Genomic DNA, 13243 nt, shown 5'->3' on the forward strand with positions numbered 1-13243 from the left:
GCTTATAACTCTTCTAAATAAGTGTAGCCATCAAGGCCGCTTTGCAACTCGTCTAAAACGCTTTGCTGTTCATCAGGTGCAATTTTTGCGCTCACTAACTGCGCATATGACTGCTGAAAACCTTCAACATCTAAATGTACATAACGCATCATATCAGCCACAGTATCACCATGATTGATTTCTGTAATACTAGCAACACCTTGTTCATCCATATTGATAATAGCACTGTGCGTATCACCAAATAAGTTATGCATATCGCCTAAAATCTCTTGGTAGGCACCTACTAAGAAAAACCCCATCAAATATGGTTTATCTGCTGTGAACTCAGGTACTGGCAACGTACTTTCAATACCTTGACCATCAACATAGTGCTCTAAAGCGCCATCTGAATCACAGGTGATATCTAGTAACACTGCACGCTTTTGCGGTGCTTGCGTTAAACCACTTAAAGGCAATACCGGAAACACTTGATCAATTCCCCATGCGTCTGGCAATGACTGAAACAATGAGAAATTGACAAAAAACTTGTCCGCTAAACGCGCATTCAGTTCATCAATAATCGGACGATGAAAACGGTTTTTATTATCCATTAATTTATTTAGTTCATAACACACACGCAAATTAATTTGCTCGGCCCATGCACGTTGGGTTAAATCTAATAATCCCATCGCAAACTGACTATGCGCTTCAGCTAAATCACCTTGGCTGTCGTGAAAAATCTCAATTAATGCTCGGTCATCAGTAAGCACATGTAATTGTTGCCATGAAATCCACATATTTTTAAGTAACTGCGGCGCGTCATCTGCTGGCGCTTCTATTTCTTCCGGTGCATATGTTTCGGTGCCAATTACATTAGAAATCAGTACCGCGTGGTGCGCCGTTAATGCTCTTCCCGACTCTGAAATAATGGTAGGAAAAGGCTGTTCATACTGCTTACAAATATCACCTATGGTGTACACAATATTATTTGCGTATTCAGCTAAACTGTAGTTCATTGAGTTGTGAGATTGACTGCGCGTGCCGTCATAATCAACCGCTAAACCGCCCCCTACATCAAGGCACTCTATTTGTGCACCCAACTTGCGTAGTTCACAATAAAAACGCGCAGCTTCACTTACACCTAAGCGTACATCACGAATATTGGCCATTTGCGACCCTAAGTGAAAATGCACAAGCTGTACTAAATCAAGCTGATCAGTTTCTTTTAAACGGTTTACTACATACAGCACTTGCGAAGCAGACAACCCAAACTTCGATTTTTCACCACCACTGGCCTGCCATTTACCTTTGCCTTGCGAGGCTAAACGCACACGAATACCAATACGCGGTTTTACGTTAAGTTCTTTGGCTTGGCTAAGCACCATGTCCAGCTCAGACAGTTTCTCAAGTACGATATACACTTTATGGCCCAGCTTTTCGCCAATCAGCGCTAAGCGCACATATTCTTTATCTTTGTAGCCATTACACACAATCACCGCACTGGTTTTTTCTGCCAGTGCTAATACGGTTAATAACTCTGGCTTACTGCCTGCTTCTAAACCTAGCTGTTTTTTTTCTACTTGTGCTTGGCTGGCAACAATTTCTTCAACGACTTCGCGTTGTTGATTTACTTTAATTGGATAAACTAATAAATAGTCTTTTGGATACCCATAGCTTTCTATTGCGGTATTAAATGCGCCACATAAGCTATGCACACGATGGTGTAAAATTTGTGGAAAGCGAACGAGTGCTGGCAAACTTAAACCTTTGTCTTCAAGCTGCTTAGCAATGTCTGTTAGTGCAATGGTTTGCTGTGGGGCATCAGCCTTGGGCGCAACATACACATCACCTTGATCATTAATACCAAAAAAACCTTGGCTCCAATGACGAACGTTATAGCTCGTGCGAGCTTGTTCAAGTGATGTTGTCTCTTTCATTTATCTTTCTCTTTTATTTATGAATGCCAAACCGGCTAGTTGACGCGCATTAAAAGAAAAATAGTGATTCATGTCCAACAAGTATTTCTACTCGTAACGAGTTAGGATTGAAATTGATAAATGAAAGCTTCAAAAAAAGTAGTATTAGCTGAGCGCAAGCTCCATAAATAAGCTATTCGGGTTTTCTGTGTATTCACCAAAAGGGGCACATTGCACAAACCCTAAATTCTCATAAAGATGGATTGATTGTATTTGCTTTGGTCCTGTTTCTAGTTTTATGATTGGGATTTCTTCTTCGCCAGCATAGTGCAATAAAATTTGCATAATACGCCGTGACAATCCTTTTCCGCGATAGCTAGGTTTTACGTAAAGCCGTCTAATTTCGCCATACCAGCTACCATCAAATTGCTTTACTATTGCGCCACAGGCAACTATTCCGTCTTGATTTTTTAACCCTACAGCGTAAACGCTCGGTTGACCAAGCTCATTAACTGTAAGCGCTTGTGAAGTTGCTACGGGATATAATGAACTAATAAGTCGATCTATATCAGCAAATACGTTGATCACATCCTGGTCACTAGGGTCTAAATCGACTAACTGCATAGTTTATCTCAAGGTTATGCTTAAATATATTTAAACTATACCGTATCGATAGGAATGAACAACCTACTTAGGCTAAGTTATTTTTAGTGGGTTAGTTTATTGCTAGGATAATAAATAGCTCAATAACAAGGTGAGAATATGATGTACCCAGAAAAAGAGCGCTTACTAGCGCTCTTTATAAATTATTAAAGTCCTTGTTCGTCTGCCATTTTCTTAACTATTTGTGGTGCTGTCCACAGTGACGGTAGCAACACAAATGACACAGGCACAGCAGTGACCACAATAAACGACTGCAAGGCTGAAATTCCGCCCTCGCCTATAGAAATGAGCAACGCCGCCATCACCCCCATCATGATCCCCCAAAACACCCGAATAGACGTTTGTGGGTGATCGGTGCCCGTCATTACCATAGATACCGAGTAGGTCATTGAATCACCTGTTGTTGCCACAAAAATAGTGGTCAGTACTAAAAATAACACCGACACAACAAACCCCATAGGTAACTGCTCAGTAATGGCTAATAATGCCGCTGGTAAATTAAGCCCTGCGAAAGGTTCTGATATAACACCGGGGTTATTTAACTCAAAAAAGATGCCTGAGCCACCCACAATAGTAAACCAAAAACACGTGATCACAGGAGCAACCACAGAAATAAGTAAGATCATTTCACGAATAGTACGTCCACGAGATATACGTGCAACAAACATAGCCATTAATGGGCCATAACCTAAAAACCAACCCCAAAAAATACAGTCCACCAATCTAGCCATGGTTTATCAGCACGAAATGTAGCCATAGGAATAAAGTTATCTAAATACAAACCGAAGGAGTGAATGTAACTGTCGATAATAAACGCAGTAGGCCCCATTAGTAATATAAACAACATCAGCACTACAGCTAATACCACATTAAAACGGCTTAGTAGCTGAATACCTTTGGTAACCCCACTTACCGCTGAAAGTGTATAAATGCCAATTAAACTAAATAAGATAACTACTTGTGTGGTGTAGGTGTCAGGAATACCAAACAATTTATCTAGACCAAAACTCACCTGTAAGCCTAAAAAACCAATCGGTCCTACAGTGCCAGCAACCACAGCAAGTACACAACATGCATCAACAATAGTACCAAGCGCACCTTTCATAGCACGATCGCCAAATACGGGGTAAAGCAAAGTGCGTGGTTTGAGTGGCAGGCCTTTTTCGTAATGAAGATGCATATAAACAATACCAGTCAAACTGCCTAAAATAGCCCAAGCTAAAAACCCCCAGTGCATAAAGCTTTGTGCAAGGGCGTTATAGGCGGAATCCTTAGTACCAGTTTCACCACCAAATAACGGGGGCGGAGAAATAAAGTGTGCCATTGGCTCTGCTGCAGCCCAAAATACACCGCCACCAGCAAGCAAAGTACACATAATAATACTTATCCATTTAAAGGTAGATATTTCAGGGGCTTTTAAACCACCCAGCACCACTGAACCGGTGCGGCCTACGGCCAGAAATATACCAATCACAAAGGTTAATAACAGCAGAACTTGCCAAAAGGCGCCAAATATTTTGGTGGAGAAGGCAAAAGCAGAGTTGATCCAATCCGACATCAGTTTTATGTCATACAGTGCCAGCGCAGCAAACAAAACTAATATACCGCCACTGATTAAAAAAACGGGTATATCAACCCCTTCCAGAAACTTTACCCGGGGAGAGTGTGTTTCACCCGACTTTAAAGCTGCTTTCGTGGTATTCATTTATCGCTCCTAATGGTTTTTTACAGTTACCGACATAGCGACATACCATGACATAACCCTAAACCATAGTTACAACGAACAAAAAAGCAACTCAAAAGCAAGTTTTAAGTACCTGTCGTGTTTACGCTTAGATAATGTCACAACAAGTAGACTTATTGCCAATTCCTGACTAGTTTAACGCGTTGAAAACGCTAAACCAATGCCACAGCAATGATTTATGCAACTGTTACAAAATAGTAAAAAACTCATTACACTTAGCTAGCAAATAAACAAAAAGTATACATTTCTGTTTGAGCTAAAACGCAGTAAGTTAGCAAACGTTACTGCCCAATTAGAGGTTAAACAAAGCGACTTATCGATTAGGGTAACTGAACCTGCCACCTCTGTTAGTAATGCTGCTTATGCCATTTTAAGTAATTGCTGTGTGTTAAGGGTTTTGCAAATAAGTACCCTTGCACTGCGTTTACACCCATAGACTTTAATATATGTAGTTGCTCAGCACTTTCGACCCCTTCGGCTACTATATTAATATCTAAACTATGACCTAAACCAATAATAGACTGCACGATACTTTGCCCCGATGCGTTATCCAACACTTTATCAATAAAGCTTTTATCTATTTTTAGTTCATTAATAGGAAACACGCTTAAATGCTTTAAACACGAGTAGCAGGTACCAAAGTCATCAATTGAAAATACAAACCCCTGCGATTTTAGCTCTTTCATTTGCTTGACCGTACTCATTAAATCACCCGCTAACATGGACTCAGTGATCTCTAATTTAATTTGCGAGGGTGTTACATTATACGTCTCAATCGCTTTAAACAACTCGCCTTTTAAAGTAGAAGAATTAAACTGACATTGGCTGATGTTAATAGACACATTAAACTGGTTTTTCAGTACGTTATCAGCTCGCAGCGTTTCCAGTAAAATACAAATATCGCGTAATACAATATTTTGTAACTTTTGAATTAAGCCAAATTGCTCGGCAATCGGAATAAACGCATTAGGAGGGATAAGTCCTTTGGTTGGATGATTCCATCGTATGAGTGCTTCTGCACCAATAATGCTACCATCAATTGATAATTGAGGCTGGAAGTAAGCACAAAATTCATCACATGCAATCGCTCTTACTATATCTGTTTCAAGCTCAGTTTGATTTTCCAGTAAGGTTTGCAGTGCAGGATCGTAAAAGCTACTACTATTACCGCCTTTCATTTTAGAGCGATACATAGCGGTATCTGCAAATTTTAAAATATTTTCGCTAATAGCATTGGCGTTATTAATTAAACATATGCCTATACTGCAGCTAACTTGAAACGCCAAATCCCCTATCTCAAACTTGTCATAAAAAACGCTTTGTACCACTTCAGCCATTAATTCTGATTCAAGACTCGCTTGCTTATGGCTATCTCCTACATTCTCAATGAGTATGATAAATTCATCACCGCCCACGCGCGCAAGGGTATCTGTCGGGCTTAAAACACGCGTTAGTCGCTGTGAAAGCTCAACCAGTATCTCATCACCGGCATTGTGCCCTAACGAGTCGTTTATACGTTTAAAGTTATCTAAATCTAAAAATAAGAGTGCGCCAGTATGATCAGACTGCTTAATTTGTTCAACATACATACTGAGTCTATCATTGAGCATTCTGCGGTTCGGGAGGTTTGTAAGCGGATCAAAAAATGCTAACCGTTGCACTTCCTCTTCTGCCGCTTTGCGAGTAGAGATATCTCTGGCCATCCATACTACATGTCGCTGAGAGGGATTATTAGGTTGGTAACTTTCAAGCGGAGCTGTTCGCCCTTCAAATGTAAGCTGCTTACCTTTTATATTTAGCTGATACTCAAACACTTGGACTTCATTAGTTTGAAGTGTTTTGGCAATTACCTCCATAATAGGATTAGCATCTTTAGGAGGCATAATGTCTCTGACATTTCGATTAATCACATGCTCTTGGCTTAAATATAAACTTTCATTAGTAGTGCCGTGAACATTGATATACTTCCCCTCTTCACTCAAAATGAGGGTTAGATCGGGAAGCACTTTTGCGAAGGCTTTAAACTTTTCATTACTTTGCTGTAACTCTGCAAGTAACACTTTTGATTTTAGTGACTCTGTGTGCTTTTCCAAAGCAATACTGGTGAAATCAACAAAAAAGTCTATTAACTCTAAATCTTGTGTTGTTGGTGACTTGGCACTGTCATGATAAATTGCAAAAGTGCCTAATATGTCTGATTGTGTTGAAATAATAGGGGTTGACCAGCACGACCTTAAATCAAAACTCAATGCCAACGCTTTATAGTTTTCCCATAAGGGTGATGTTGCAATATCGGAGACAATAATTCGCTTTTTTTCATGTACTGCAGTACCGCATGAGCCAACGCTGGGGCCGATATGTATACCATTAATGGCTTCACAATAACCGTTTGCAATATTCGGGGCCGCACTATGAAATAGCTGCTCACCTTTGAGCGTTAATATAGAGCACTTTGCAGAAGGGTCTTCAATTAGCTCCTCGATAGATAAACAAATATTTTCAAGCACCTCATCAAGTGGTGCACCCAAGGCTATTTTAGATAATATATTTTGTTGCTGAGAAAGCAGCTTTCTGACTCTCATTATTTCAATCAAGTTATTTCCCTCAACAATCACTTAAGCTAAATGCGCCGCTATATTCTTACGAAATACTTTTTATAATAAATTTATTACTGTTGCTCGAATATACATAATATTGAAATTAGCATCTATCGGAATTTTGTCTATTGCGCGAGCATTTTATTTAACTAGGCACTTATGAAGAGTTTAAATACTTCCTAAATGAATAATTTATTATTATCGCGTATGCAAATGCCCTTTATTAAATACTTTGTTACTTAAAAGTACTGTTTAAAATCATCAGGCTATTTATAATAGCTAAAATAGTAATAATTGGTGAGGTTAGTGTGCAAATAACACAAGGTATGGAATATTTTTTTCCGGGTTTAAGTTAATTAGTCAAAAAGGGCTAAAACGCTTTGTGCTTATACCCCTACTTATTAATATTTTATTATTTGGTAGCTCCTTATTCTTTTTATTTGGCTGGCTTAGTGATGGCTTTAACGCTGTAAATTCAATGCTTCCAGAATGGCTTAGTTGGCTCGAATGGTTAATGTGGCCAATTGCTGTACTGGTGGTGCTGTTTAGTTACAGTATGTTATTTACCGTTATTACTAACTTTATAGCCGCCCCTTTCAATGGCTTACTAAGTGAAAAGGTTGAGCTATACTTAACTGGTCAAAAAATTAACGATGACGGATTAGCTGATTTAGTAAAAGATGTGCCGCGAATGCTGGGCCGAGAATGGACTAAGCTTTGCTACTACCTCCCACGCGCAATCGGCTTTTTTATTTTATTATGGGTGTTACCGGTAATAGGCCAAGTACTCTGGGTGCTTTTTACCTGCTGGATGTATGCGGTGCAATATAAAGATTATGCTTTTGATAACCACAAAATCAGCTTTACCCAAATGAAAAATGACTTAAAAAGCAAACAAGGCTTATCTTACGGGTTTGGTTTTGCAGTGATGCTGCTAACCGCTATCCCATTTATAAATTTGATTGTAATGCCTGTGGCAGTATGCGGCGCTACACGGTTATGGGTTGAGCATTACCGACCACAATATCGTAATTAAAAAAAATGGGCCACTTGGCCCATTTTTTATACTCACTAATAGATTAACTATATAAGCTTTGTGGTACTTTAATTACGTTTAAGTGCACCGTTATTTCTTCACGATCATGGTACAAATGCTTAGCTTGTAATTCGTAGCTGATACCGAACTTCGCCATTTCTTCTCTAATCATTTTTAGACATTCATACACACTATCAAAGCGTTTTTTCATCGGTAATTTTAAATTGAAAATAAGCTCTTTTGCATAGGCGTTTACTGCCCAGTCAATCATCAAGTTAGTTACTTTCGTTGGTTTTTCTACCATATCGCAAACTAACCAGGTTATGTTTCTTTTTTCTGGGCGGTATTTAAAACCATCCTCTCTAAAATGTTTTACTTGCCCTGTTTCCATTAAACTTTCATTCATTGGGCCATTATCTATCGCGCTAACAAACATACCACGACGAACCAACTGATAAGTCCAACCACCTGGGCAAGCACCTAAATCAACGCTGCGCATCCCAGCTTGTACTCTTGACTCACGCTGCTGCTCAGGAATAAATACATTAAATGCTTCATCTAACTTAAGGGTTGAACGGCTTGGGCCGTCGTTTGGCATACGTAAACGTAAGATCCCCATAAAGAAAGGTGAGTTGTTAAAACTGTAAGAGTGACCTACATACGCAGTATTATTAGCTAAAAATAGCACATGCATTACTGGACGATTGGCTTTTGGTTCACGCAATACGGTATTTTGTTTCTCGAGTGCTTTTTTAAGCGGGGTCGATATTTTTTTACAAAAAGTCAGTAACTCCTTGCCCTCGTTGGTGTCTGGAGTTTCTACTCGCAGCTCAGAGCATAAAGTAAAGTCTTTTGCGACATCTACAATAGCGCCCACTCTATCCTCTAATGGCATATTTTCTATTAGGTTACCGGCAAACCATTGGCGTGCAAATACCATATTTTTAAAATCAACTTTTTTGATTATTTCGTCGCTGTGCTGCGCTTCAAAACATTCATAAATAACATAACCGGTATTTGGTTTTGCTTTTACATACCCAGCAAACCCTTGCTCGGCGGCGTGAAACGTTATTTCAGCAGCGGCATCGCTTTCAAAACCACTACGACAGTAAATCACAACACTAGACATATTAACCCTTAAACTCTTTAAAACTTAAATCGTGCAACTTGCACTAAAATAACTATCCAACCAATAATAAAACACAGTCCACCTAGTGGTGTAATTGGGCCCAGCCACTTTAAGCCGGTTAAAGCCAGTAAATATAAGCTGCCACTAAATAACAGTGTACCCGCTATAAAAAAACCACCTGCCATGCTTAAGTTAATGCCCCACTTTATTAATATTGCCACTGCAATCAGTGCCAGCCCATGTACCATTTGATACTCGGCGGCGGTTTTAAAAATACCAATAGCGTAATCTGATAAGCGACTTTTTAAACCATGGGCAGCAAATGCGCCCAGTATCACTGAAAGCATACAAAAAAAGCTGCCTGCGAGTAAAAATAGTTTAACCATGTTTTTCCTCTTTTATATTCTCTACAGTGTTTTTTATAAATTTAGCGGCCTGGATTGCTGCAACATTCAAATTTTCCTGCTCAGTAATGCCACTTTTTTTACGTGGTTTTAGTGAGTGATCACCATCAGTTAACCACACATACAGCGGCTGTTTTGGCATGGCCATTGTGGCAAGCTCTTCACGGGTACCAAAGGTGTCTCGTTCACCTTGTAGTACTAAAAAAGGACATGGTATGTCTGCAAAGTGATCAGTGCGGAGCTTTTCTGGCTTGCCTGGTGGATGAAACGGATAACCAAACGCAAGTACACCTAAAACAGCATGCGAGGTTGAGCAAGCAAGCATAGACGCCATGCGCCCGCCCATTGATTTACCCCCTATAAATAGCGGTAAATTTGCATCAGCTTGAGTAAGTATATGCTCAAAATATGTAAGTAATTTTGGTGCTCGCTCTGGTGGGCGACGTTTATTGGTTTGTTTAGCAATACGCATGTATTCAAAATCAAACAGCCCAACCTCAATACCAAACTCACTGAGCTGTTTTGCCATGGTTTGCATAAACTCAGAGTCACTGCCAGCCCCTGCACCATGAGCAAATATAAACTGTGCTATGGCCGGTTGCTGACTGCTTTTAACCCATTCAATGCTCATTAATATTCTTGCTCCTGCTCAACGAGGCTTAACATCCAATCTCTAAATGACACAATTTTACCCAATTCATTTTGCGACTCACGGATCACCAAATAATAAGCGTTTTTACTTTCTAAACTGTGATTAAACGGGATCACTAATCGCCCTGCATCAATATCTGGTTTTGCTAAAACACTATTACCAATTGCAACCCCTTGGCCATGTACCGCAGCTTGCAGTACCATTGAAGAGTGACTAAAAATAGGCCCTTGGTTAACTTGTACGTTGCGTACCCCCGCGGTTTTCATCCATGTTTTCCAGTTTTTACGAGTGGTGTCATGCAACAAGGTGTGGTTTGCTAAATCACTTGGTTGGTTAAGCGCTCTAGGGCCACTTAACAATAATGGGCTACACAGTGGCACTAAGTATTCAGTGTGCAATTTATAAGCTTGTACGCCACTCCAATGACCGCGACCATAATAAATTGAAATATCAACATCGTCTGTTAACGAGTTTTCGTCTTGATCTTGGGCTTTAATTCGCACATCAATTTCAGGGTGTAACTCGTTAAATAAGCTCAATCGAGGAATAAGCCATTGAATCGCAAAGCTCGGGGTTAAACTCACTGTTAGCGAGCCTTTTGCACCACGGGCTAGTAGCTTTTCGGTTGCGTCAATTAGCTGAGTAAAAATCTCTTTAATATCTAAAAAGTAGCCTTGACCTTCTTCAGTCAGAAGTAACGAGCGATTTTTACGCAAAAACAACTTTAACCCTAAGTGCTCTTCGAGGGTTTTAATTTGATGACTTACCGCAGCCTGCGTCACATACAACTCTTCTGCGGCTTTAGTAAAGCTTAAATGACGGGCTGCAGCTTCAAAAGCTTTTAGCGCGTTTAATGGAGGAACTCGTCTTGACATGGCAACCAAGCTTAGAATTAGTTTTTCTTATGCGGTGAATTATATACCTATGCTGGGAAAGAGTATATTCAAGCCACAAAAAAAGCGACCTAAGTCGCTTTTTAATGAGTTAATAAGCCTTATAAATCGCTAGCACTGGTATCAAGCGGAGCAAAGCTTTTGATTAGATCATCAACCGCTTTCATTTGCGATAAGTACCCTTCTAATTTACTCAGTGCTAATGCACAAGGGCCATCACATTTTGCTTCATTTGGATTTGGGTGTGCTTCAATAAATAAGCCCGCAATACCCAGTGCCATGCCACTACGAGCCAGTTCTGCTGCTTGAGCACGACGACCATCGGCTGAATCAGCTCGACCGCCAGGACGTTGTAGCGCATGAGTAGCGTCAAATATAACGGGCGCCATGGTTTTCATGTCATCCATGCCCAGCATATCAACCACTAGGTTGTTATAACCAAAGCTTGAACCACGTTCACACAAGGCCACATTATTATTACCCGCTTCATTAAATTTAGTAATGATATGACGCATTTCATGTGGGGCTAAAAACTGTGGCTTTTTCACATTAATAATGGCGCCTGTTTTTGCCATTGCAACCACTAGGTCTGTTTGACGAGCCAAAAATGCCGGTAGCTGAATAACATCAACAACCTCAGCAACAGGTGCTGCTTGGTGCGGCTCATGCACATCAGTGATCAAAGGAATATTAAAGGTATTTTTAATCTCTTCAAATATCTTTAAGCCTTCTTCCATGCCCGGACCACGGTAAGAATTGATTGACGAGCGATTGGCTTTATCAAATGACGCCTTAAATACATAAGGAATATTTAATTTAGTGGTCACTTCAACATAATGCTCGGCAATACGCATCGCTAAATCACGTGATTCCAGTACGTTCATGCCACCAAATAAAACGAAAGGTTTATCATTTGCCAGTTCTATTTGATTAATATTTATAACTTGGTTGTTCATTTTAATTCCTTATGGTGCAACTGCTTGCATCATCAATCCACAAATATACGCCATATATGTACCTACACCGTAGCCTAGTACCGCTAATAAAACGCCTACCGGTGCCAGTGATGGATGAAACGCAGCGGCGACAACAGGGGCCGAGGCCGCGCCACCCACATTGGCCTGAGAGCCGACAGCCATGTAAAATAACGGCGCTTTAATTAGTTTAGCAACAATCAGCATTAAGCTGGCGTGAGTTAGCATCCAAATCGCACCAATCACAAAATACATCGGTGAATCAAAAATCGCCATCACATTCATATGCAGACCAATTGATGCTACTAAGATATATAAAAATGCTGATGCCACTTTAGACGAGCCAAAGGCTTCGATATGACGCACTCTAGTGAACGATAAACTAATGCCTATAGTGGTCGATATAACAATAAGCCAAAAGAACTTACTATTTAAACTGTATTCTTTTGCCCATGCATAATTATTGGCAAAGAAGGGTCCTAAAATATCAGCACAAAAATGTGCTAAACCAGTAATACCAAAGGCAATAGCAATAATCATCATGTAATCATTCAGCGTTGGCATACGGGCATGCTCTGCATGGTATTTTTCAACACGTTGTTTTAAATCTTCAATCGCGGTGGTATCGGCCCCCGCTTTGGCATCAATCGTTTTATGGTTAGCCGCCATTAATAATAATACCGCCATCCATAAATTAGCCACAATCACATCAACAGTAACCATAGCAGAGAAGATATCACCGCCAACTTCAAACATCTCTTTCATAGACGCTTGGTTTGCGCCGCCGCCAATCCAGCTGCCCGCAATAGTTGTCATACCCCGCCAAACCGCATCGGGGCCATGTCCACCCACAGCTTCAGGGTAAACGGCACTCATAATTAAAATAGCTAATGGGCCACCAATCACAATACCTGCGGTGCCCGTTAAAAACATAATTAATGCTTTAGGGCCCAGATTAATAATCGCTCTTAAATCAATGCTAATGGTTAATAAAATTAAACACGCAGGTAATAAATACCGCGAGGCAACGTAATACACACTCGATTGCGAGCCATCAACAATACCAAAGGTATTTAACAACGATGGTAAAAAATAACACAGCAATAATGCAGGCACATATTTGTAAAATGCGACCAGCCCTGGCCGCTGACTTGACGAGGTTTTAAAAATAAAGCCTAAAATAATCGCCAGTAAACCTAGTACAACAGCATCATTGGTGATCAAAGCAGTTTGGGGATCAGCCATAACGTTTCCTA

Annotated in this window: 9 protein-coding genes and 2 pseudogenes; 1 reads left to right on the top strand and 10 read right to left on the bottom strand. The window is 40.2% G+C overall.

The genetic code is table 11. The features are described 5' to 3' along the window. Window positions 1–2: 2 nt before the first annotated feature. From speA to AC0L7Q_RS10105, 4 genes and pseudogenes are all read right to left on the bottom strand, one after another. Window positions 3–1916 carry a biosynthetic arginine decarboxylase gene (gene speA / locus AC0L7Q_RS10090; protein WP_413402527.1) on the bottom strand — a complete coding sequence of 638 codons (1914 nt, stop codon included), beginning with the start codon at window positions 1914–1916 and terminating at the stop codon, window positions 3–5. Window positions 1917–2060: 144 nt separating this feature from the next. Then, window positions 2061–2519, bottom strand: coding sequence for a GNAT family N-acetyltransferase (locus AC0L7Q_RS10095; protein WP_290171122.1), 459 nt, complete (start codon window positions 2517–2519; stop codon window positions 2061–2063). Between the two features lie 185 nt (window positions 2520–2704). Continuing rightward, window positions 2705–4263: pseudogene (locus tag AC0L7Q_RS10100) on the bottom strand (BCCT family transporter). A gap of 386 nt (window positions 4264–4649) precedes the next feature. Beyond that, the gene (locus tag AC0L7Q_RS10105; protein ID WP_413402531.1) at window positions 4650–6896 is read right to left on the bottom strand and encodes a sensor domain-containing phosphodiesterase; all 2247 of its coding nucleotides are present in this window, start codon (window positions 6894–6896) and stop codon (window positions 4650–4652) included. Window positions 6897–7207: 311 nt separating this feature from the next. Here AC0L7Q_RS10105 and cysZ point away from each other — a divergent pair. Then, a pseudogene (gene cysZ / locus AC0L7Q_RS10110) lies at window positions 7208–7935 on the top strand (sulfate transporter CysZ). Between the two features lie 43 nt (window positions 7936–7978). Here the strand turns inward: cysZ and rlmM are convergent. The 6 genes from rlmM to AC0L7Q_RS10140 all read right to left on the bottom strand — a co-directional run bounded on the left by rlmM (window position 7979) and on the right by AC0L7Q_RS10140 (window position 13232). After that, entirely contained in the window at window positions 7979–9064 is a 1086-nt protein-coding gene (gene rlmM / locus AC0L7Q_RS10115; protein ID WP_413402533.1) for a 23S rRNA (cytidine(2498)-2'-O)-methyltransferase RlmM, read from the bottom strand. Window positions 9065–9081: 17 nt separating this feature from the next. Further along, window positions 9082–9450 (bottom strand): DUF423 domain-containing protein, encoded by a 369-nt coding sequence (locus tag AC0L7Q_RS10120; protein WP_024602653.1) that lies wholly within the window; start codon window positions 9448–9450, stop codon window positions 9082–9084. Then, entirely contained in the window at window positions 9443–10099 is a 657-nt protein-coding gene (locus AC0L7Q_RS10125; protein WP_413402535.1) for an alpha/beta family hydrolase, read from the bottom strand. Before AC0L7Q_RS10125 ends, AC0L7Q_RS10120 begins: the two co-directional genes overlap by 8 nt. Further along, a complete protein-coding gene (locus AC0L7Q_RS10130) occupies window positions 10099–10995 on the bottom strand; it encodes a transcriptional regulator GcvA (protein ID WP_413402537.1) in 897 nt (298 codons plus the stop codon). The genes AC0L7Q_RS10125 and AC0L7Q_RS10130 overlap by 1 nt, the downstream gene beginning before the upstream one ends. Window positions 10996–11114: 119 nt before the next feature. Then, window positions 11115–11969, bottom strand: a complete 855-nt coding sequence (gene kdsA, locus AC0L7Q_RS10135; RefSeq protein WP_054202475.1) for a 3-deoxy-8-phosphooctulonate synthase — start codon at window positions 11967–11969, stop codon at window positions 11115–11117. Window positions 11970–11978: 9 nt separating this feature from the next. Continuing rightward, window positions 11979–13232: a DUF819 family protein gene (locus AC0L7Q_RS10140; RefSeq protein WP_413402539.1), complete on the bottom strand. Its 1254-nt coding sequence runs from the start codon at window positions 13230–13232 to the stop codon at window positions 11979–11981. Window positions 13233–13243: the final 11 nt, after the last annotated feature.

This window comes from Pseudoalteromonas sp. KJ63-1, assembly GCF_055808145.1.